The 22,979-nt window shown below is 62.6% G+C and carries 17 protein-coding genes; 7 read left to right on the top strand and 10 right to left on the bottom strand.

Annotated elements, in window-relative coordinates:
* Window positions 1-20: 20 nt before the first annotated feature.
* The 10 genes from AC2S9W_RS12880 to AC2S9W_RS12835 all read right to left on the bottom strand — a co-directional run bounded on the left by AC2S9W_RS12880 (window position 21) and on the right by AC2S9W_RS12835 (window position 11,886).
* Complete coding sequence (locus AC2S9W_RS12880) at window positions 21-845, bottom strand: FkbM family methyltransferase (protein ID WP_486570965.1); 825 nt, start codon at window positions 843-845, stop codon at window positions 21-23.
* A gap of 30 nt (window positions 846-875) precedes the next feature.
* On the bottom strand, window positions 876-1,568 hold the full coding sequence (locus AC2S9W_RS12875; RefSeq protein ID WP_286750141.1) for an HAD family hydrolase: 693 nt from the start codon (window positions 1,566-1,568) through the stop codon (window positions 876-878).
* Window positions 1,569-1,581: 13 nt separating this feature from the next.
* A complete protein-coding gene (locus AC2S9W_RS12870) occupies window positions 1,582-2,592 on the bottom strand; it encodes an ATP-grasp domain-containing protein (RefSeq protein ID WP_486570964.1) in 1,011 nt (336 codons plus the stop codon).
* Window positions 2,528-3,139: a sugar transferase gene (locus AC2S9W_RS12865; protein WP_286750143.1), complete on the bottom strand. Its 612-nt coding sequence runs from the start codon at window positions 3,137-3,139 to the stop codon at window positions 2,528-2,530. The genes AC2S9W_RS12870 and AC2S9W_RS12865 overlap by 65 nt, the downstream gene beginning before the upstream one ends.
* A gap of 1 nt (window position 3,140) precedes the next feature.
* Window positions 3,141-4,409, bottom strand: coding sequence for a tetratricopeptide repeat protein (locus AC2S9W_RS12860; protein WP_286750144.1), 1,269 nt, complete (start codon window positions 4,407-4,409; stop codon window positions 3,141-3,143).
* Window positions 4,406-6,613 carry a GumC family protein gene (locus tag AC2S9W_RS12855; protein WP_486570963.1) on the bottom strand — a complete coding sequence of 736 codons (2,208 nt, stop codon included), beginning with the start codon at window positions 6,611-6,613 and terminating at the stop codon, window positions 4,406-4,408. The genes AC2S9W_RS12860 and AC2S9W_RS12855 overlap by 4 nt, the downstream gene beginning before the upstream one ends.
* Window positions 6,614-6,643: 30 nt before the next feature.
* Window positions 6,644-7,402, bottom strand: a complete 759-nt coding sequence (locus AC2S9W_RS12850; RefSeq protein WP_286750146.1) for a polysaccharide biosynthesis/export family protein — start codon at window positions 7,400-7,402, stop codon at window positions 6,644-6,646.
* A gap of 8 nt (window positions 7,403-7,410) precedes the next feature.
* Window positions 7,411-8,835, bottom strand: a complete 1,425-nt coding sequence (locus AC2S9W_RS12845) for an O-antigen ligase family protein (RefSeq protein WP_286750147.1) — start codon at window positions 8,833-8,835, stop codon at window positions 7,411-7,413.
* Window positions 8,832-10,775 (bottom strand): polysaccharide biosynthesis protein, encoded by a 1,944-nt coding sequence (locus AC2S9W_RS12840; RefSeq protein ID WP_486570962.1) that lies wholly within the window; start codon window positions 10,773-10,775, stop codon window positions 8,832-8,834. Before AC2S9W_RS12840 ends, AC2S9W_RS12845 begins: the two co-directional genes overlap by 4 nt.
* Window positions 10,776-11,007: 232 nt before the next feature.
* Window positions 11,008-11,886, bottom strand: coding sequence for a metallophosphoesterase (locus AC2S9W_RS12835; protein WP_486570961.1), 879 nt, complete (start codon window positions 11,884-11,886; stop codon window positions 11,008-11,010).
* Window positions 11,887-12,008: 122 nt separating this feature from the next.
* Between AC2S9W_RS12835 and wecB the strand changes: the two genes are divergently transcribed.
* The 7 genes from wecB (at window position 12,009) to AC2S9W_RS12800 (ending at window position 22,883) form a co-directional block, all read left to right on the top strand.
* Window positions 12,009-13,127 (top strand): non-hydrolyzing UDP-N-acetylglucosamine 2-epimerase, encoded by a 1,119-nt coding sequence (gene wecB, locus AC2S9W_RS12830; RefSeq protein WP_286750150.1) that lies wholly within the window; start codon window positions 12,009-12,011, stop codon window positions 13,125-13,127.
* Window positions 13,114-14,409 carry a UDP-N-acetyl-D-mannosamine dehydrogenase gene (wecC, locus tag AC2S9W_RS12825; RefSeq protein ID WP_286750151.1) on the top strand — a complete coding sequence of 432 codons (1,296 nt, stop codon included), beginning with the start codon at window positions 13,114-13,116 and terminating at the stop codon, window positions 14,407-14,409. The genes wecB and wecC overlap by 14 nt, the downstream gene beginning before the upstream one ends.
* A 73-nt stretch (window positions 14,410-14,482) precedes the next feature.
* A complete protein-coding gene (locus tag AC2S9W_RS12820; RefSeq protein WP_286750152.1) occupies window positions 14,483-15,262 on the top strand; it encodes a class I mannose-6-phosphate isomerase in 780 nt (259 codons plus the stop codon).
* 36 nt (window positions 15,263-15,298) lie between these two features.
* A complete protein-coding gene (locus AC2S9W_RS12815) occupies window positions 15,299-16,357 on the top strand; it encodes a mannose-1-phosphate guanylyltransferase/mannose-6-phosphate isomerase (protein ID WP_286750153.1) in 1,059 nt (352 codons plus the stop codon).
* Window positions 16,358-16,424: 67 nt separating this feature from the next.
* A complete protein-coding gene (locus tag AC2S9W_RS12810) occupies window positions 16,425-18,497 on the top strand; it encodes an alpha/beta hydrolase family protein (protein WP_286750154.1) in 2,073 nt (690 codons plus the stop codon).
* Window positions 18,498-18,657: 160 nt separating this feature from the next.
* The gene (locus AC2S9W_RS12805; protein WP_286750155.1) at window positions 18,658-21,429 is read left to right on the top strand and encodes a valine--tRNA ligase; all 2,772 of its coding nucleotides are present in this window, start codon (window positions 18,658-18,660) and stop codon (window positions 21,427-21,429) included.
* Window positions 21,426-22,883 carry an MATE family efflux transporter gene (locus AC2S9W_RS12800; RefSeq protein WP_237233494.1) on the top strand — a complete coding sequence of 486 codons (1,458 nt, stop codon included), beginning with the start codon at window positions 21,426-21,428 and terminating at the stop codon, window positions 22,881-22,883. The genes AC2S9W_RS12805 and AC2S9W_RS12800 overlap by 4 nt, the downstream gene beginning before the upstream one ends.
* The last annotated feature ends 96 nt before the right edge of the window (window positions 22,884-22,979 follow it).

Raw genomic sequence — 22,979 nt, 5'->3', positions numbered from 1 at the left:
GGCCGCCCTTGAAGCCGGGTTCATTCCGCGCCCAGCCAGTTTGCGATCTGGCGCTTGTGTTCGGTGGGATGGAGGGCGAACAGATTGATCGTCATTTCGGGGATCGACGGCATCGCCGTTCCGTCGATTTCGAACAGGCGATATCCCCGGCTATGGAACCAGTCGGTGACGGCGGCCTGATCGGCCTGCACTTCGATCATGAAGATGGGCGGCGTGGCGCCCGCGGTGAACCAGCCTTCGGCGCCGTGCAGCACTGCCAGTTCGAAACCCTCGACGTCGATCTTGACGAACGACGGGGCATCGGGAACCTCCTGATCGACCCGCACGACCTGTACGACGCTGCTGGTGACATCGACATCGACTGTCCCCGCATGGGCTGCGTTGCTCTGCAACCCCTGGAAGTCCGGCACGAAGCTGTTGTTCTGCCCCGTCAAACTCTCTTCGTAGAAGACCAGGTCTTCGGCTTGCGAGCCGCAACCCTTTTCGATCAGCCTGACATTGTCGAGACCCGCGATATTCGCGCGAAGATATGGGAGGTTGTTCGATCCCGGTTCGAAAACGATCACGCTGCCCCGCCCTACGGCCTGTGACAGAAGCATGCTGATATAGCCGATATGCCCGCCGACCTCGACCGCGATATCGCCATCGTCGATTAGCAGACGGATGGCTTCCATCTCCTCCTTTTCGCGGTTGCGGCCGTGATACCAATAGCCTTTGTGCGCGAACAGGTTGAGCTTCACCGGCCGCCCCGTCCAGTGATGGCGTATCCGGATGTCCCGGTTGACCGCCTTCAGCACAGGAAGCGCGATGGAGCGAAGAATCTTGTTTTCGTAGAGCGAAGTCATGTTGCTTTCAGTTCCCAGCAGCGGTCCCGACTAATGCTCTTCCGGTCGCCGCACAAGCGGAACGACATCGCGGCCACGAGCCGGGCAGGACGCCAGTTCGGCAAGCTCGGCAAAGCTTCGCATGGCGAATTGGGGGTGATAGCTCCGGTCGGGCGGTAGATGCTGCCCATGAACTCCTTGCCCATCGTGAACCAACATAATGGTCAGCCAACCAAGGCCGTTCGGCGCGGCGAAATCCTTCGCCGGATTGTCGCCGACGTAGACATAACGCCCCTCGCCTAATCGCTCCTCCACAGCCGCGAAGCGAGCGGGATCGGTCTTCAAAAGTCCGACTTCTTCCGACACCGAGATATAGGCCGCATCGAGACAATTTAACGCCGAGATCTTCGCGCGTTGCGTTACGCTGCGTCCGTCGGTCACGATGGCGTAAGCGGTCCTGTCCGCGCGCAGGACATCAATAAAATCCGCGGCATCCGGCCGAAGGGAAATGGCCGGCACATGGGCGCGCATCGCGTCGAGAACGGTGCTCCGTATATCCGGCGGCAAGCCATGTTCGTCCCATAACCGGCCTATCGGATTCTTCTCACCGGCCGCACGAAGCACCAGCAGCCGGTCAGCGGCATTAGCTAACGAGAAGCGTTCCGCGACCTCTCCACCAACGAAACGCAAAGCGGACCGGACATAGTCCTCTTCGAAATAGAGCGTGTCATCGAGGTCGAACACGAAATGAACGGGGTCATTCGCCAACGAACACCTCGGCATCGTAACGCAACATCATCAAGCCGTCGCGCCAATCGTCATAGTCGGGGATCGCGGCGCCCATCAGATATTCGTCGATCAGCCATTCGTGATAGCGCGCGCCGCTCCGCGCGGTCAGCGGATAGCCGCCGCCGAACCGCGGATTGACCTCGATCAGGAATATCTCGGACGTTTCGCGATGGCGCATCACCTGAATGGTCAGGCAGCCCACCGCGCCATCGATCTGCCCAATCCGGTCCTTGAGGTGGGCCACGATATTGTTGCGGACAGCCCGTCCCTTCGCCACTTCGCCGCCCCGCACTTCGATACGCAGTCGAGGCACGACGCACCGCATCGCGCCGCTTCGATCATAATAGGCGTCGCAAGTATATTCCTCGAACTCGGCAGGGTCGAGATACTGGCAGAATATATTGCGCGGTTCCGCCAGATGCGCGGCCGTGAGGTCTTCCGGCGCTCGCACCACCGATATGCCGACACTAAGCGAACCGTCATAAGGCTTGACGATCAGGGGATAGGCAAGATGTGCCGGATCGTAGAGCATCGGCGACCGCAGGCCATAGGGTTCGAAAAAGGAAATCGTCTTCCGCTTGTCCGCGCAAGCGTCGATAACCGGCGCTTCCGACACGGCAAGAAAACATCCGAATGTCGCGAAATGCGACCGCAGAGAGGCCAGAACGGGCAGCTCGGTGTCGATCGTCGGAATGACCAGGCGGACACCATTGCGGCGGCAGCAATCCTCAAGCGCGGCGAGATATTCATCTGATCGCACATGCGGCAAACGAAAGGACTGGCCCGAGACCTGACAGGCCGCACTCATATCGGGGTTCATGTCGGCAGTGGCTACGCTCAGTCCGCGCGCCTCCGCGGCCTTTGCCACGCCCCGAAACAGCGAAACCCGTCTCCCGGCCGAAAGGAGCAGAACATCAGCCATGATCGCCCATGCCTTCGGTCCCCCTAAAGACAGGCATTGTCGCGTTGTCGGCCGCACTGATGCCGTCCCGCCGGAACACTTTCCAGATCGTCAACAACATGATCTTCATATCGACCCAAAGATTGCGATGATCGACATACCAGACGTCGAGCTTGAATTTCTCATCCCAACTGAGCGCGTTACGCCCGCAGACCTGCGCCCATCCCGTCAGTCCCGGCCGGACGAGATGGCGCCGTGCCTGCTCAGGGGAATAGAGCGGGAGATATTGCATCAATAGCGGACGCGGTCCCACCAGGCTCATGTCGCCGCGCAGGACATTCCAGAGTTCCGGCAATTCGTCGAGGCTCGCCGAACGCAGCCACTTGCCGAAGGCGGTCAGCCGCTCCGCGTCGGACAACAGCCGCCCGTCGGCATCGCATGCGTCCGTCATGGTGCGGAACTTCAGCATGGCGAAGGGACGCCCCAGCAATCCGGGGCGCTGCTGCCGGAAAAGCACCGGCGACCCCAGCTTGATCCGCACGAGCATGGCGACCAGCGCCATAACGGGCAATAAAAGGATCAGTCCCAGCGCGCTGCACAGAACATCGACCGATCGTTTGAGCACGTCAGCGCGCCGTTGCAGCTTTGGCCAACTCCAGATCGCCCACGATCAGGCTGGCCGGATTGGTGCCGATACCGCCCGCAATTCGCATGTCGAGCCGCACCACGTCGCAATCGGATGGCAGCGGCATGGCCATCATCTTGTTCAGCGGCGTCGCGGCGTCGAGCAGATTGACCGACGTTTGCGCCGCGCCCTTGGCCTTCCCGGCAACGCAAGTCACGATCCATGTCGCCGCGCTCTGCAAATTGGTCGATCGGTCGTACACGCGCCAGCGAAGCTGCGAGGCGGCGCCCGGCGTGACGAGCTTGGACGCGGCCATGCCGACAGTCCCGGAAGAACCGTAAAATTCGATTCCGCTTCCCTTTGCATCGACGCTGACCAGGGTGGCGCCGAAGGAATCATTCGCCAGCGACCAGATGAAGGGCGGGTAACCGGTGACAAGCCCGTTCTTCGTAACGCCGCTGACATCACCCAGCGCATCCGGCTTGCCGTTCGGCAGCAGCGGATAGAGCCGCAGCGCGACGTCCACGGAGCCTTCATCGACAAGTCTGGTCACGAGCTTGGCATATGCCGGTTCAAGCTCCGCAATGGCAGGAGCTTTTGCTCGGCGTTCGATCAGCAATCGCGCTGCGGGTTCCGCCCTGGGCAAGCCGTTCACCGCCGCAATCAGCAAGGGTCTGAACCATGAGTTGTTCGCGCGAATATAGGGCTGAAGATAGCGCCGCCCTTCAGGCGCTACCATCACTGCGGCCAGGCGGGGAAGAATCTCAGGCTGGGTCGCCGGCTCGACACGCATGATCAGATCGTAATGAGCCAGGCCGCCAGCAATCGACGAGCGACGAAATGCGTCTTCGGCAAGCCACAACTGAACCGCGGTATCGCGCCGCGTGATCCGTTCGGCGTCCGCCATCACGCGACGGGCGCCCTCGAAATCCTTCCGCGCCTCCAGCCCCTTGCCCACCAGCCACACGGATCGGGCCGACAGCGGTGTATAGCGCAGCCCCATATGACCTGACCGAACCAGCTTCGCCGCATCAGGCAACTTTTTCCGTTTCTGGAACAGTTCGATCGCCAGATCGCGTTGAGCACTACGCCAAGAGAAAAAGCTACCGCCCAGCGGACGGAATGTATCGAGCTTGATACCGATCGACGCCGCGGCCTGCGAGAACGCAAGTACCGAAAGCAGCAGTCCAAACAGCAGTACCAAGAATATCCATGGTGTGAAGCGCAAGGCAAGAATCTCTTCCCGATGTCCCCGATCGACCGGAATCACCCCTGCGCCCCATCGGTCTTCTCACGCCCATAATCATAGCCATAGCCATAGCCGTAACCATAGCCGTAACCTGCCTGCTTGGCGCTATATTTGGTGAGCAACACGCCCAGGATATGCGCGCGCGAATCACGAAGCCGCTGGATAGCCGCTTGCGAGGCACGAACGGCCGTGCGGTCGGCCTCGATAACATAGACCACGCCTTCGACAACATTTGCGATCAGCGGAGCATCTGACAGGCCCAGCATCGGTGGGCTGTCGAGGATGACGTGATCAAACCGACTGGCGAGTTGCTGGATCAACAGCGCCAGACGCTCGCCACTGAGCAGTTCGGACGCGCTCGGCGGCGTGGGACCCGCCGCGACGAAATAGACATTGTTCGCGGTCGTTTCCTGGACGAGTTTCTCCCAATTGTCGTCGCCTGCCAAGAAGTTCGATACGCCATATCCGCTCTGCAGTCCCAAGCGCGATGCCAGAATCGGGCGACGCATATCGACATCGACCAGCACGACCGAACCCGATGTGCGGCCCAGCACGCGAGCCAACGAATAAGCGGACGTCGATTTGCCTTCGGCGGGGGACGTGCTGGTGAGCGCGAAAGTCTTTGGCACGCCATGATCGGTCGAAAAGCTGAGATTGGTTCTGACCGTCATATAGGCTTCGGACAGAATCGACTTTGGATCGTTCATATTCTCCAGTGCGTCATCCTCAATAATCGGAATGGCACCGAGAAGCGGCACATCGAGCTTCGCTGCGACCTGCTGCGGCTCGCGCAGGCTTTCATCAAGATTTTCAAGGACGAAGATCGTGATCGCCGCCAACCCGGTTCCTGCGAGCAACGCGAGGATCAGGTTAACCAACAGTTTGGGCGACGACGGCGTTTCGGGTACCGGAGCCGGATCGACAATCGAGATGTTATTGGTGCCGACCCCGGCAACACCAATCTCCTTATAGCGCTGCAACAGGGAATCGTAGAGTTGCCGGTTGGTGTCCACCTCACGCTGATAGATGTTGTACTGGATGCTCGAACGGCTTTCGGAATCGAGTTGTCCGAGCAGTTCGTTGACGCGCCCACGTAATTCCTTTTCGCGCTGTGATGCGGCATCGAAATCGGCCGCATAGGAATCCCGAACCCGCCTTTCCTCGGCCGTAATTGCACGATCCAAGGCCGCGATCTGCTCGCGTGCCGCCTGCGCTTCGGGATATTCAGGCTCGAAATGCACGAGCATATCCTGATATTTGGCGTTGGCTTCCGCTCGGCGCGAACGCAGGTTGCTCAATGACTGGTTCTGCAAAGCCAATTGCGTGCTGCCCGCCGACCGCGCGGCGCGCAAGCGGGATTCCGCCAGCGTCCGCTCCGCCGTGGCTTCAATGAGCACGCGGTTCAATTGATCGAGATTACTCGAGGCAAGCGTCTGCGTCGTCTGGGTCTTTCCATCACTGCTCTTCGTCTCGGACAAACGGACAATACCTTGCCGGGCCGCATAGTTGACGAGATCGCGCTCCGACTGCTCCAGGCGCTCGCGCAGGCCCTGAAGCCGGGTTTCCAGATATACGCGAGCGTCCGCCGTCGAGGCAAGACGGCGGTCCATGCTCTGCTGAGCAAATTCGTTCACCCAAGTCTTTGCGATCAACTGCGAAATACTCGGCGACGCGCTGGCATAGCTGACATCCACCAGTGCAGAGCCGCGCACCGGCGAAATCGTCACATGGCCGAGAAGAATATCCGCAGCCTGCCTCTGACGGTCACGCATATTCCCGACCGACACGGTACCAGCGGCGCCGCCATTCGACAGGATGCCCTCACCCACCGGCGTCGCGCCATGGGCGTCGAAAAAACCCCTGTTCGTCGCCAATCGCAAACGCCGCTCGACGCGCTCGGCCAGCGAACGCGCGTTGAGCAGCGAATATTGCGTCAGATAGAATTCCTGATTGGGTGTCGCATCCTCGCGCTGCAGCCCCTCGACATTGGTGACGTTGGCCTGTTCGCGTGCAATCTCGATCCGCGATGTGGCCGTATATTGCGGCGTCATGAGCAGAGTCAGGATCGTTCCGATAATCACCGACACGGCGATGATCGCCGCGGCCACCCAGATGTGCCGCTTCAATGCGTTCCAATATTCCAGCAGCATCGGGGCTGCCCAGGAAGGCGCACTGGTGCCGGCGTCTTCGCTGGCCGTTTGCCCAAGAAATTCCATTTTTGACATCAAATCAAACTCTTAAAGCCAAGGTGCGGATTAGCGCCTGTTGTCCAGAATCGCAATCAGCGGCGAAATGAAGAGCGGCGCAACGGTCACGAGCTGCTGAAGCAATCGGCGCGAGGGGGAGTCGCCCACAACAACAACATCGTTGGGATAAAGGACTGGGTCCGAATAGGCGCCGCGGCGAATAGCGGCAAGATCGTATAGCGCGACCATTTGGCGGCCTTGTACCGTGCGATGAATGACCACTTCGCGAAGCTTCGCGAAATCGGTCGCTCCCTTCGCCGCAGCAACCCCGCGCATCAGCGTCATGTCACCGATCATCGGATAGTTCCCAGGCTGCTCCACCTCTCCATCGACCGTCACGAAGCGGCTGACGGATTCCTGAAGGTTAATGGCAACGCGAGGATTGCGTACGTGCCCGGCGCGAAGCTGCTGCGTCATCCGCTCCATCGCTTCGGCAAGCGTCAGATTGTTGAGATTGACCACACCCGCAACCGGCAGGCTGATCGCACCATCGCCATCCGCAGTCACGCGACGATCGGATAATTGCTCAATGCCGAGAACATCGACAATCAACTTATCATATGGTCCGATACGATAGCTATAGTGCTGCTCCGATCCCACCTGCCCGTCAGGCCCCGGCAATTCGCTGGCATCCACGCGCGTGACCGACGCGCCGCCAAGACCGCCAGCCGTCAGACTGTTCGCGCATCCCGCAGTCGTCAGCAACAGTGTCACCGCAGCGCCCGTGACCGCTGCTTTCACAAAATGTCTAAAATCGACTTGCGACATAACTCTCTTCATCGTTGAGCAGCCCGATAGGCATTTGAACACCAGCCGGCGGCAACAACCACCAACAGCATGAGCGAAGGAACCCGCAGCGGATAGTCAGCCGCACTATAGAGTGCAAGCATGGCGATGACGGAAAGGCCCGCACGGCCCAGGACCTGCGATTGGAAACCTGGCTGATCCTGCCGCAATCCCCGAAGCCTGACTTGCGAGCGCAACGCGAACAAACCCAGCACAATCGCCCAAAACACCAACGCAACGCCCGGAACGCCCGCCGTCAGCAGGGTTTCGAGAAAATCATTATGCGCATGATTGAAATAGGTCTGCGAAATCAGCTTGTTTGGTTCGAACAGCTGATAGGTTTCGACAAATGTTCCTATTCCACTGCCGAAAGGAAAAAATTTCTGTGCGGCGTCCATGACGATCGGAAATGTGCTCACCCGCAGTTCGTCGGCTGAATCGGTTTCGAGCAGCCGGTGAACAGCCGGTGTGCGCACAGCCACGATCACGGCAAAGATCGTAAAGAGCGACGCGAGACCAAAAGCGATCAGTCGGGTCCGATAGTCTGTCGCCCGATCCGCCGAGCGCGCCTTCGCGACAGGCGATTTATAGACCCACCACGCCAATGCGACGCCGAGCACCGCGAGCGCGGCACCGCCACGCGACCCTGTCATCAAGATCAACAGGAGTAGCACGAACGCCCCGATAATCGCCATCGTCCTTTGAAAGAGCAACTGTTCCGGCTTACCCTTGAACAGCGTAAGATTCGCGGCAATCAGAGGATACATAGCCGCAAGAAAGGCCGCCTGATGGTTCCGGTTGGCGAAAAAGCCGACACTGAATCCATTGTTCGTGATGCGATAGAAATAGAGCGGCCCCTGCGCCGGGCCAATGGCCTGAAGCATCCCGATGACACCGCTCATAAACCCCAAACCAAGAAGGATGAGCGGAATTCGACGCTGCCATTGCGAAGGGAGCGAGAGCACGAGAATCAACATGGCAACCGGCGCGGCAAGCGAGAACAGCGCGTTCCAAGTACGTGCCTGCGCGACCGAAAGCGGCTGCCAGGGAATATCCATTCCCACATCGCGATAGATCGCGACCATCAATTCCCGCCCCGGCAGGGAAGACCAGATCGCAGGCGGCAACGGAACGAGGTGCAGCGCCGGCAATAGTATCACGGCCAAGGCGAAGCACATAAGCGCGCGACCATTCCGCCACGCATCCTGCCAATAAACGGCAACGGCTAGTGCAAGGACGATCATCGATAGCGGCCGCCAGAAGAGCAGCGATAACAGATCGTCCCTGGCTCCGCCCGCCAACAGAAAAGCTACCGTCAGCAGAATGACCACGCCGTAATAGGCCAATCGATCACGTGACATGGACGTTGCGGCAGGCATATTATCCAGACGATTTTTCTTCAGGATTCGTGTCATCGCTTCGTCGATTTCTTCAGGGAATTGACGCGCGTTTGCGAGATGCTGTCATCTTCTTGGAGCGGCGGCGGCGCGTAATCGGGAACGACGTAACGAACCACCGTCATCGCCCCCTCGACATCTCCCGATTCCAGCGCACGCATCATCTTGTCCAATTGCGCAGACAGGCCACGCCAGTCGAACTTTTTCTCTCTCGCCCTCATTATACGGTCGTGATCTGTCGGCTCAGGATTATCACCGATGAGCAACTCCTCATACATTTTCTCGCCGGGCCGCAAACCTATTTCTTCAATGACGATATCGCCGTCAGGATTATCGTGGTCGCGCACCGTACAACCTGAGAGCTGAATCATAGAGCGGGCAAGATCGAGGATGCGCACCGGCTTTCCCATATCGAGGATGAAGACCTCTCCACCTTTCGCCATCGCCCCAGCCTGCATGACCAATTGAGCCGCTTCGGGAATAGTCATAAAATAACGCGTGACCTCCCGGTGCGTCAAAGTCACGGGTCCTCCGCCATTAATCTGGGCCTGAAAGCGCGGAACGACCGAACCGCTGGAACTCAACACGTTACCGAAGCGAACGATAGAGAAGATCGTACCGCTCCCCTCGCCCGCCCGACCTTGAAGGATCAGTTCGCAAATCCGCTTTGACGCGCCCATGATGTTCGTGGGACGGACCGCCTTATCGGTGCTGACAAGGATGAAGCGCGAAGCGCCGACTCGCTCGGCTTCGAGACAGCAGTGAAGGGTTCCCGATATATTGTTCCGAAGCCCCGATATGGGATTCCTCTCGACTAAGGGAACATGTTTGTAAGCCGCGGCATGGAAAACGGTATCGGGCCGGTAGCGCTCCATGATCCGGCGAATCGCGGGTCCATCGGACACATCGACCAGTTCGGGAACGACAATGATCCCGCTATCACGCATATCCTCCTCGAATTCGGAAAGAATATTATAAAGGGCGAATTCGGACTGCTCCGCAAGCACCAAACAGCGCGGATGGCGCATGATCACCTGTCGGCACAATTCGGCGCCGATCGAGCCGCCCGCACCCGACACCAGCACTGTTTTCCCCGCGATCGCTCCGCCCAGCAACTGCTCATCGGGCGGGACCGGATCGCGACCGAGCAGATCCTCTACACGAACGTCCTTCAAGTCCCTGATCGATACCTGTCCATCGATAATATTGCCGATACTGGGAAGAGAACGGACCCGAACCGGATATTTCTTAAGTTCCTCAACAATCTCGCGCCGCCTCCCGCGCGTGACACTCGGCAAAGCCAGCAATATCTCATCAATCCCCAACTCGCCGATATAGCGGCTGATCTGCTGAGCGGGATGGATGGGGGCGCCGTCGATCCGGTCGCCAGCCAAGCTATGGTCATCGTCGAAATAACAGGTAAGCGGCAAATGCCCTTCGTGTCGAAGAGCCCGGCCCAATTGCTGTCCTGCACGCCCAGCGCCATACACTGCCACTCGGCGCGTATGGCCGCGATGCACCAAATGAAGAACATCCACCAGCGCATAGCGGACGATCACCCGGCTTATCGCGAGAAGCATGAGCAGAAGGATGGGCTGAAGAATTCCGATCGTTCGAGGCACCCCATCTACACCCACGAAACTGAAGATCGTAATCATCGGCAATGAAAGTATGAGGCAGGCGACGCCGATATCGACGATGGTTCGCCCTCCAGCAAACCGGATGATCGCGCGGTAGATACCCACCCATAAGGCGATGAGAAACCAGCAAGGCAGCACCAGCGCGATGACAATCAGCACCGGCCGACTAAAAAGGTCCCATCCGCCCAGCCGGATTGAGAAAGCTAGCCATACCGAAAGGATGCAAGTCACCACGTCCATCGCAAATGCGATCGAGCGCCGCATTGCGCGCGGCAAATCTGCCACCCGCCGCAACACCGAGACCACGAAGTTGAGCAAAGAGGACGTTTCAGTGGATTGAGACAGAGTCACATCAACCCGCTAAAAACCGGCCGGTAGGAAAAGTATCTGCGGGTGAGCAATGGTCATGGCTTAGCGCTTGCGGGTTTGTCCGATCAATGACTTGCAACATCAACAGGCTGCCTAGCGGCTCTTAGTGCCGCATCCAGATGGGAGCAATGACAAAACCCGGCGAATCCAGAATGTGGCAACGAATCAGGCGACAGTAGCCTCATGTCCTCAGATAGCGACGCGCGGTTCCCTCCAACACGATCGCGGTCAGCACATCCGACGCATAGGCGCCAGTGTCGATCCCGATTCGATTTGACCGCTCGTCAACATCGGCCCCTATCGTATGGCCGTGGACGATCATCGCGCCATGATCGCGATCGTCCTCCAAGAAATCATCGCGAATCCAGCGCAGATCGGCAAGCGTCTGCTTGCGGAGCGCAATGCCTGGGCGGATACCCGCATGTACGAAGACATAATCGCCGATTTCGATTACATCTTCGCCGCCGCTCAGAAATTCAACATGCGACGGCGGCACCATCGCCGGAAAATGCTCCGCAACTTCATCGAAGGTCGCTTCGGTCAAGCTCATCGCGCCCTTCCAATAGCTTTGCACCGTAGCGTATCCTCCGATCCGCATGAAATAGCGCACTCGGCGGATGTCTCCCGTCAGCGCGGAAAGGAAACATTCCTCATGATTGCCGATCAACAGGCGCGTGTCTTTGAACTCTTCCTTCAGGTGGATGGCACGTTCGACAACTGCGGCCGATTGCTGTCCGCGGTCGATAAGGTCGCCAAGCAGGATCAGCGTGACTTCCGCCGATGCGTGCGCAGCATGATCGGCACGGATCAGATTCATGAGGGCTGCGAACAAGTCATCACGGCCATGAATGTCGCCAATCGCATAGATGCGCCGGCCCGCGGGAACAGCGAAATCGTTCCGTGCGGTGGGAACATGCTTGTTCTTACGCTTCCAGAACATGAAACAATCCAACTTGCAAAAAAAAACCGGCAGCCGTGGGCGAGGCAAGCTGCCCCTAGCCTTCCCGGCATCGGGAGACAATAAGGGCTTTGCCGTGTGTCCGTTGATCGGTGTATCCATCCGGTTGATTTTACACAGGTCGCGCGGACTTAAGGGTGTCGCAAGCTTTGCGGATTAGTTGATCATGGCCGGTCGGACTTTTCCGAGCGGGAAAGGCTAATGGTAAAGTGAAGGAGCCGACGATGCAGGTGATGAGCGTTTTCGGCACACGCCCGGAAGCGATCAAGATGTTTCCGGTCGTCCATGCGCTGCAGGCGCGAGACGGAATCGACGCGCGCGTCTGCGTGACGGCGCAGCACCGCGAGATGCTCGACCAGGTGCTGGAGATCGCGCGCATCGTGCCCGACATCGATCTTGACGTCATGACGCCGAACCAGTCGCTCGACGCGCTGCTCGCGCGGCTAGTGACGGGTCTCGGCGAGACGTTCGATGCCGAGAAGCCGGAGCGCATTCTCGTTCACGGTGACACGCTGACAACGATGGCGGCGACGCTTGCCGCTTACTTCCGCAAGATACCCGTCGGGCATGTCGAGGCGGGGCTGCGCAGCGGCAATATCTATCATCCCTGGCCCGAAGAGGTGAACCGCAAGGTCGCGGGCGCGATCTCGGACCTGCATTTCGCGCCGACTGAGACCGCTGCCGCCGCGCTTCGTGCCGAAAATGTGCCTGCCGAGCGCATCCACGTCACCGGCAACACCGTCATCGACGCGCTGCTCGCCACCAAGGCGCGAATTGAGGAAGAACCGGCGCTGGCCGCCGGGCTCGACCCGCTGCTCGCGCGCTTCGCGGGCAAGCGGGTCATAGCCGTAACATCGCATCGGCGCGAGAATTTCGGCGACGGCATGAAGGCGATCGCCGAGGCCATCGCCGGTATCGCGGCGCGCGAAGACGTCGCGGTGATTTTCCCTATCCACCCGAACCCGCATGTGCGCAGCGCGATGGAACCGATCCTCGGCAATCTCGCGAACGTCGCGCTGATCGATCCGCTCGACTATCCGCATTTCGTCCGCCTGCTCGGCCTCAGCCATCTCGTGCTGACCGACAGCGGCGGGGTGCAGGAGGAAGCGCCCTCGCTCGGCAAGCCGGTGCTCGTGATGCGCGAGACAACCGAACGCCCCGAAGGCATCGAAGCCGGCACCGCGCGGCTCGTCGACACCGACAAAAATCGCATCGTTTCGGAAATTTTCAGCCTTTTGGACGATGAAGGCGCCTATAACGCCATGGCGCGCGCGCATAATCCCTTCGGAGATGGCCGCGCCGCCACACGAATAGCGGAGATTGTTGCGCGTGCCCATCGATAACGACCAGCAGGTTACCGTCCTCGGCCTCGGCTATATCGGCCTGCCGACCGCCGCGCTGATCGCACGCACGGGCAGCAAGGTCACCGGTGTCGATGTCAGTCGGCACGTCGTCGACACCATCAACAGCGGCAAGGTGCATATCGAGGAAGTCGATCTCGACGGCCTCGTCCAGGGCGTCGTGTCGCGCGGCGCGCTCGTCGCTTCGATCGAGGTCGCGCCCGCCGACGTCTTCGTCATCGCGGTGCCCACCCCGCACGACGAGGAGCATCGCCCCGACATCACTCACGTCCTCTCGGCCGCGCGCGCAATCGCGCCGAAGCTGGAGGCCGGCAATCTCGTGATCCTCGAATCGACCTCGCCCGTCGGCACCACCGAGAAAATCGCCGCACTGCTCGCCGAGCTTCGCCCCGATCTCAAGGTGCCGGGCGCCTGCACCGGCGCCGCCGACATCTTCGTCGCTTACTGTCCCGAGCGCGTGCTGCCGGGGCGCATCCTCGTCGAGCTCGTCGACAACGACCGCTGCATCGGGGGCATCACCCCGCGCTGCGCGCGGCGCGCGATGACCTTCTATCGCCAGTTCGTGCGCGGCACCTGCATCACAACCTCGGCACGCGCCGCCGAAATGGTGAAGCTGGTCGAAAACAGCTATCGCGACGTCAACATCGCCTTCGCCAACGAGCTGTCGATGATGGCGGAGGAAATGGGCGTCGACGTGTGGGAGGTGATCCGGCTCGCCAACCGGCACCCGCGCGTCAACATCCTCCAGCCCGGGCCGGGTGTCGGCGGGCATTGCATCGCGGTCGATCCGTGGTTCCTCGTCCACGGCGCCCCCGCGCACAGCCGCCTGATCCGCACCGCGCGCGAGGTCAACCTCGCCAAGACCGCGCATGTCGTCGGCGCGGCCGAAATGCTCGTCTCGCAGCATCCGGAGGCGCGCGTCGCCTGCCTCGGCCTCGCCTTCAAGCCCAATATCGACGATTTCCGCGAAAGCCCCGCGGTCGAGGTCGCAGCAGCGCTCGCGCGTCGGTTCGGCCCGCAGATCCATATCGTCGAGCCCTTCGCGCGCACGCTTCCGGCCGCGTTCGCCGATACCGGTGCCGAACTGATCGATCTCGATAGCGCGCTGGCGTCGTGCGACATCCTGATCGTGCTCGTCGATCACGACCTGTTCCGCTCGATCCCGCTCGAGGAGCGTGCCGACAAGATCGTCTACGATACGCGCGGCCTCTGGCCCGACCAGCCTGGAGCGGCGACTAGCCACCGTCTGCACCGGGCGGCCTGACCCTTTTCCGCTTGACGCGGCGGGAGCGCCTCCACATCTGTCGGCCATGCTCGTGCGCCTGCAAACGCTTGTCGTGGAAAAGCCCTGGGGCCGAACCGACATACCCAGGGATTTCGGCGATTTCGGCGGCCGCCGGATCGGGGAAATCTGGTTTGCCCATCCCGATGGCGACGATGCGCCGATCCTGGTCAAATTCCTCTTCACCTCCGAACGCCTGTCGATTCAGGTCCATCCCGACGATGCGGCGGCGCAGGCCGCCGGCTTCGCACGCGGCAAGGACGAGTGCTGGCTGGTGCTCGATTCCGATCCCGGCGCCGAGCTCGGGGTCGGGCTGGTCGCCGAGACGTCGCGCGAGGCGCTGCGCGACGCCGCGCTCGATGGATCGATCGTCGACATGATCGACTGGCGGCCTGCACGGGAAGGCGATTTCGTCTATAATCGGGCGGGGACGATCCACGCGATCGGCGCCGGGCTGACGGTGGTCGAGGTGCAGCAGAATGTCGACTGCACCTATCGGCTCTACGATTACGGCCGGCCGCGCGAATTGCACCTCGACGCCGGGCTGGCGGTCGCGGCGCCGGGGCCGCGCCCCGATTCGCGCGACGGCCGCGTCGAGCCGGACGACAACCGCCTGTTGGTCGACGGCCCGCATTTCCGCCTGCTGCATCTGGCGGGCCCGGACGCCGCGGCAATGCTGCCCCAGACCGACGGCGCCTACAGCTTCGTACCGCTCTCGCCGGGGTGCCGCGTCGATGACGAGGCGGTGGCGCTCGGCGAGTGCGTCGTCATCGACCGCGCCGACGGCATCGCGCTGGCCCCGAATGCCCGCGCCCTTCTGTGCTGGCCTTGCTGATGGCGATGCGGGGCGAAGGGTGGTAACAGGAAGTCCATGATCGTCCCCGTCATCCTGTCCGGCGGATCGGGCACCCGCTTGTGGCCCGTGTCGACCAGCGCCGCGCCCAAGCAGTTCCAGCCGCTGATCGGCGAAGTCAGCCTGTTTCGCCAGACGCTGGATCGCGTCGCCGATCGCGCGCGCTTCGCCGCGCCGCTGGTCGTCTGCGGCCCCGGGCACGTCGCGCCGGTCGAGGCCGATCTGGCGGCGGCGGGAATCGCCGACGCGCGGGTCATCGTCGAACCCGCGGCGCGCAACACCGCCCCGGCGATCGCGCTGGCCGCACGCGCCTGCGACCCCGATTCGCTGCTTCTCGTCATGCCCGCCGATCATGTCATGACCGACGTCACCGCATTCCTGCGCGCGATCGACACGGCGCGCCCCGCGGTCGAAGCGGGCGCGATCGCGACCTTCGGGATCGCGCCGTCGCATCCCGAAACCGGCTATGGCTATATCGCGGCGGGCGAAGTGCATCCCGATGCGCCCGGCGTTCACAGCGTCAGGCGCTTCGTCGAAAAGCCTCCGCGCGAGCGAGCGGAGGCGATGCTCGCCGAAGGCGGCCATTACTGGAACGCCGGCATCTTCCTGATGCGCGCCGATCATTTCCTGACCGAGCTCGAACGCCAGCAACCGGCGATGGCCGCGGCCTGCACCGCCGCCATGACGGACGCACGGCACGATGGCGGACGCGTCCATCCCGACACCGACGCCTTCCTGCACAGCCCCGCCGATTCGATCGACTATGCGGTGATGGAGCGCGCTGACCGGGTCGTCGTCGCGCCGGTCGATCCCGGCTGGTCCGACGTCGGCGGCTGGGCGGCGCTGCACACGCTCGGCGCGAAGGACGACGCCGGCAACGTCCGCATCGGCGACGTCGTCACGCTCGACGCCGAACGCAACTATCTGCGCGCCGACGGCGGCAAGCGCATCGCCGTGGTCGGTGTATCCGACCTGATCGTGGTGACGCACGGCGACGACATCTTGGTCATCCCACGCGAGCGCGCGCAGGAGGTCAAGGCGATCGTCGAATATCTGGCCGCGCACCCACCGCGCTGACGCGGGAAGCTCTGTCCGTCCGCAGTAGTGCCCTTGCGCCGCGCGGCGGCGGCGTTAAACCGCTTTCATGCGAAACCATCTCCTGTCCAGCGCGATCGCGCTCGCCGCCGTCCTGTCCACCCCCGCTCTCGCCCGGCCGATGACCGAGGTCGATCTGGCGACAATGAAGCGCGTTGCCGCTCCCGCCGCCTCGCCCGACGGACGCTGGGTCGCATTCCAGATCACCGAGACCGAGGCGGAGTCCTACAAGCGCTCGACCGGCCTGTGGCTTCTCGACCGCAAGGCGAAGGGAGCAGTACCGGTGCGCATCGCCGACACCCCCGGCAAGAACGAGACGAGCCCGGCGTTCGGCCCCGATGGCGCGCTTTACTTCCTCTCCGACGCGTCGGGCAGCGACCAGCTCTGGCGAATCGCCGTCGGCGACGGCAGCGCCCCGGCAACGCAGGTCACCAGCGAGAAGGCCGACGTCGCGGGCTTCAAGCTGTCGCCCGATGGCCAGCGCCTGCTCGTCTGGGGCGACGTGCCGCGCGAGTGCACGAGCTTCGGCTGCGATGCGAAGGAAAAAGGCGCGCTCGTCGGACCGGGCAGCGGCCGCCACTACAAGGACGGCGTCGGTTTCGTCCGCCACTGGGATCAATGGGAGACGCCGGGCACCTACAGCCGCCCCTTCGTCTTCGATCTCGTCGACGGCAAAGCGACCGCGGGGCGCGCGGTCGATGGCGCGCTGATCGGCGACACGCCGTCGAAACCCTTCGGCGGCGGCGAGGAACTCGCCTGGGGTGCCGACAGCCGCACGATCTTCTTCACGCTGCGCAAGGCCGACCGCGACGAACCGACCTCGACCAACCTCGACATCTATAAGGCGAAGGTCGATGCGCGCATCGCGCCGATCAATCTGACCGAAGCCAACAAGGCGACCGACACGCTGCCCTCCCCCTCCCCCGACGGCAAGTGGCTCGCCTATGCCGCGATGGCGCGACCCGGCTATGAAAGCGACCGGCAGGTGGTGATGCTGCGCAATCTCGAAAACGGCGAGACGCGCAAGCTGACCGACGCCTGGGATCGCTCGGTCGCCTCGATCGCCTGGGCACCCGGCGGCAAGGCGCTCTACGTCACCGCGCAGGAGGTTCTCGACCATCCCGTCTTCCGCGTCGATGTTGCGACAGGCAAGGTCGAGCGACTGAAGGCGTCGAACGCCGCGACCGAGGGCAATATCGGCGACGTGACCCCGCTCGCCGACGGCGGCCTGCTCTATTCGCGCAATTCGATCCTGCTGCCGACCGACCTCTACCTCCGCGATGCCAAGGGCAAGGTCACCCAACTCACCGACGCCAACGCCGCAACGCTCGCCGAACTCGATCCGGTCAAGGTCGAACGCATGCAGTTCGCCGGTGCGAACGGCGACACGGTGTGGGGTCAGATCGTCAAGCCTGCCAATGCCACCGGCAAGCTGCCCGTCGCCTTCCTCGTCCACGGCGGCCCGCAGGGCAGTTTCGGCGACAGCTGGTCGACGCGCTGGAACCCGCGCCTGTTCGCGCAGCAGGGCTATGGCGCGGTGACCGTCGATTTTCACGGCTCGACCGGCTATGGTCAGGCCTTTACCGACAGCATCAACAAGGACTGGGGCGGCAAGCCGCTCGAAGACCTGAAGCTCGGCCTTGCCGCTGCAGGGCAGAAAGATGCGCAGCTCGACATCGGCAACGCCTGCGCGCTCGGGGCCTCCTATGGCGGCTACATGATGAACTGGATCGCCGGGCAATGGATCGACGGCTTCAAATGCCTCGTCCAGCACGACGGCGTCTTCGACGCGCGCGCCATGGCCTATGAGACCGAGGAGCTGTGGTTCGACGAATGGGAGCACGGCGGCCCCTATTTCGCGGTTCCCGAAGAATATGAGAAATGGAATCCGGTGAACCATGTCGACAAGTGGAAGACGCCGATGCTGGTGATCACCGGCGAGAAGGATTTCCGCATTCCCTATACGCAGGGGCTCGCAGCTTTCACCGCGCTTCAGCGGCGGGGGGTGCCGTCCGAACTGCTCGTCTTCCCCGACGAGAATCACTGGGTGCTGAAGGGCGCAAACAGCGTCCAGTGGCACCGCACGGTGTTCGACTGGATGAAGCGCTATCTGAAGAAATAGCCTTCTATTTCCCGCCTCTCGTCACCCCGGATTTGATCCGGGGTCCCGCTGATCCCACAAAAGCAGGATGCCGGATCGCGTCTGGCATGACGAAAGAGGCGGGGCGGCGAAACGATCACCCCCTTGCCGCATCGCAGCATGGCTGGCAAAGGCCCCGGTCATGCCGATGGAAAAAACCTTCGATCCCGCCGCCATAGAAGCGAAATGGGCCCATGAGTGGGAGAACCGCGGGCTGTTCCGCCCCGCGCGCCCGAATGCGCAGCCCTTCACCATCGTCAACCCGCCGCCCAACGTCACCGGCGCGCTGCATATCGGTCATGCTCTCGACAACACGCTGCAGGACGTGCTCGTCCGCTACGAGCGGCTGCGCGGCAAGGACGCGCTGTGGGTGGTCGGCACCGATCATGCCGGCATCGCGACCCAGATGGTCGTCGAGCGCCAGCTGGAAGCGCGGCAGGACAAGCGCACCAACTACACGCGCGACGAATTCGTCGAGAAGGTCTGGGAATGGAAAGCGACAAGCGGCGGCCAGATCACCCGCCAGCTTCGCCGGCTCGGCTGTTCGATGGACTGGAGCCTAAATTCCAGAGACAATAACGGGCAGTTCACGATGGACCCGCATTTCACCCGCGCGGTGGTCAAGGTGTTCGTCGATCTGCACCGGCAGGGCCTGATCTATCGCGACAAGCGCCTCGTGAACTGGGACCCCAAGCTCAAGACCGCGATTTCGGATCTGGAAGTCGATGCCCGCGAAGTGAACGGCCACATGTGGCACTTCAAATATCCGCTCGCGGGCGGCGAAACCTATCGCTATGTCGAGCGCGACGGCGACGGCACCATCCTGTTCGAGGAAGAGCGCGACTATATTTCGATCGCGACGACGCGGCCGGAAACGATGCTGGGCGACGGGGCCGTGGCGGTCCATCCCGACGACGAACGCTATCGCCCCATCGTCGGGAAGCTGTGCGAAATCCCGGTCGGCCCCAAGGAACATCGACGGCTGATCCCGATCATCACCGACGATTATCCCGATCCGAATTTCGGTTCGGGCGCAGTCAAGATCACGGGCGCGCACGACGAAAACGACTACGGCGTCGCGCAGCGCAACGGCATCCCCATGTATCGCCTGATGGACGAAGTGGCGGCGATGCGAACCGATGGCCCCAGCTATGCGGAGGCCGCCGCCCGCGCGAAGGCCATCGCCATGGGGGAGAAGGTCACGGCGGCCGAAGTCGACAAGCTGAACCTCGTCCCGGAAGCCTATCGCGGGCTCGACCGATATGAGGCGCGTAAGCGGGTCGTGGCCGACATCGACGCCGAAGGGTTGATGATCAAGGTCGAGGACAAGCTGATCATGCAACCGTTCGGCGACCGCGGCGGCGTGGTGATCGAACCGATGCTGACCGATCAATGGTATGTCGATGCCAAGACGCTGGCGCAGCCGCCGATGCAGGCGGTGCGCGACGGACGCATCCGGATCGTCCCGAAGACGTGGGAAAAAACCTTCTTCAACTGGATGGAGAATATCCAGCCGTGGTGCGTGTCGCGCCAGCTCTGGTGGGGACACCGGATTCCGGCGTGGTATGCCGCAGACGGCCGCATCTTCGTCGCCGAGACCGAGGAAGAGGCGCAGGCCGAAGCAGGTGCAGGCGTCGCCCTTACCCGCGACCCCGACGTCCTCGACACCTGGTTCTCCTCCGCACTGTGGCCTTTCGCGACGCTCGGCTGGCCCGACGATACCGAAATGCTGCGCCGCCATTATCCGAACGACGTTCTCGTCTCGGGTTTCGACATCCTGTTCTTCTGGGATGCGCGCATGGCGATGCAGGGGATGCACTTCATGAACGAGGTGCCGTGGAAGACGCTTTATCTCCACGGCCTCGTCCGCGCGCCCGACGGGCAGAAGATGTCGAAATCGAAGGGCAACGTCGTCAATCCGCTCGGCCTGATCGACCAATATGGCGCCGACGCGCTGCGCTTTTTCATGGCGGCGATGGAAAGCCAGGGCCGCGACATCAAGATGGATGACGCGCGTCTCGCGGGCTATCGCAACTTCGCGACCAAGCTGTGGAACGCCGCACGTTTCTGCGAGGCCAACGGCATTTCGGCCTCGACCAGCCTCGCAGCGCCCGCGGCGAGCCTGCCAGTCAACCGCTGGATCATCGGCGAGGTTACCGACACCGTCGCCGCGATGGAAAAGGCGTTCGCCGCCTTCCGCTTCGACGACGCCGCGAATGCGATCTACAGCTTCGCGTGGGACCGCTTCTGCGACTGGTATCTGGAACTGATCAAGGGTTCGATCGATGAAGAGACGAAAGCCGTCGCCGGCTGGGTTCTCGATCAGATCCTCGTCATGCTCCATCCCTTCATGCCCTTCATCACCGAAGAACTTTGGACCGGCCTCGGCGACCGCGCGGGTTACCCGCTGATCACCGCGAAATGGCCCGAGCCGCAGGCGCAGCGCGATACGCAGGCGAGCGCCGACATCGACTGGCTGATCAAGCTGGTCGGCGAATTGCGCGGGGCCAAGGCCGAGCTCGGCCTGCCGCCGGGCGCGCGCCTGACCGCGCATTTCCCGGCGTCGCTGAGGGAACGCACCGATACGCTCGCGGCGCAACTCGATCGCCTCGCGCGGCTCGACGCGATCCGCTTCGATCCCGCGCCGGCGGGAGCGTCGGCGCAGCTTGTCGTAGAGGGAGAGACGATCACCGTCCCGCTCGAAGGCGTGATCGACATCGCCGCCGAGCGCGACCGTCTGTCGAAGGCGCTCGCCGCAGCCGTCAAGGAGCGCGACAGCCTCGCCGGGCGCCTCGCCAATCCGAATTTCGTCGAGCGCGCAAAACCCGAAGCGGTCGAAAAGGCGCGCGCCGACCATGATGCCAAGGCGGCCGAGGCCGACCGGCTGACCGCCGCACTGGCGCGGCTGGGGTGAAGGAAGAGGCACCCGTCGCGCCCGTCGTCGCCGCGGCCGACCCCGCTTCGGGGCCGGTGCCGCCGCGCCAGACCGCGCGCGGCAATGGGCGGCTCGACCTGACCGACGGGCCGATCACGCGGACACTGGTCCTTTTCGCGCTGCCGACGCTGGCGTCGAATATTCTCCAGACGCTCTCGGGCTCGGTGAATTCGGTGTGGGTGGGGCAATTCCTCGGCGAAAGCGCGCTCGCCGCGACCGCCAATGCGAATATCGTCATGTTCCTGATGTTCGCGACCTTCTTCGGTTTCGGCATGGCGGCGACGGTACTGATCGGCCAGTCGATCGGCCGCGGCGACATCGATGCCGCGCGCCGCGCGTCGGGCGGCGCGATCGGCCTGTCGCTGTTCTTCTCGCTCGTCATCGCGGTCGTCGGCTGGTTCGCCTCGGATGCGATCCTGCGCCTGCTCGAAACCCCGGCGGAGGCCTTTGGGCTCGCGCACGACTATCTGCGCGTCACCTTCATCGCAATCCCCGCCAGCATGCTGATGGTTACGCTGATGATGGCGTCGCGCGGCGCGGGCGACGCGGTGACGCCACTGCGCTTCATGATCCTGTCGGTCGTGCTCGACATCGTGCTCAATCCCGTGCTGATCCTCGGCCTGGGCCCCTTCCCGCGCCTCGGCATCACGGGGAGCGCGCTCGCCACCGCCAGCTCCGGGACGATCAGCCTCGTCGCGATGCTTGTCTGGTTCTACGCCAGGGATCATGTCCTGCGCCTGCGCGGCCGCGAACTCGCTTATTTGATCCCAAAGATCGACGAACTGCGCTTCATCGTCGCCAAAGGCGTACCGATGGGCGCACAGATGCTCGTCATCTCGGGCGCCGGGCTGGTCATGGTCGGCCTCGTCAACCGCGAGGGGCTGGTGACGGCGGCGGCTTATGGCGCGACGCTCCAGCTCTGGAATTACGTCCAGATGCCCGCGCTCGCGGTCGGCGCCGCGGTCAGCGCGATGGCGGCGCAGAATATCGGCGCGCACAGGTGGGACCGCGTCACCGCGATCACCAACAGCGGCATGGCGATCAACCTCGCGATGACGGGGGTGCTGATCGCGCTCCTGCTCGCTTTCGACCGCGCCGCGCTCGGCCTGTTCCTCGGCAGCGGCAGCGAGGCAGTCGACGTCGCGCGGCACGCCCAATATATCGCGACCTGGACCTTCCTCCCCTTCGGCACGACAATCGTTCTGATCGGCACGCTGCGCGCCAACGGATCGGTGGTGCCGCCGCTGATCATCCTGTTCCTGTCGATGTTCCCGATCCGTCTCGGCATCTATCATTTCGCCTATCCGTGGCTCGGCGGCGACGCGATCTGGTGGAGCTTCCCGCTGTCGTCGCTCACCTCGCTGGCGATGGCCTGGTGGGTGTATCAGCGCGGCAACTGGCGCAGAACCATGCCGCAGCCGGGGGTCGGATGAGGGCGCGGCACCCGACGACTTTCGACCAAGGCGCCCGCCGCTTCGACTGGCGGTTCGAAGCCCGCTGGCCTCGTCCCCGCCTTTACGGCTAGACCG

Source organism: Sphingopyxis sp. 550B (genome assembly GCF_057401805.1).
This window is presented reverse-complemented; position numbering and strand designations above follow the sequence as displayed.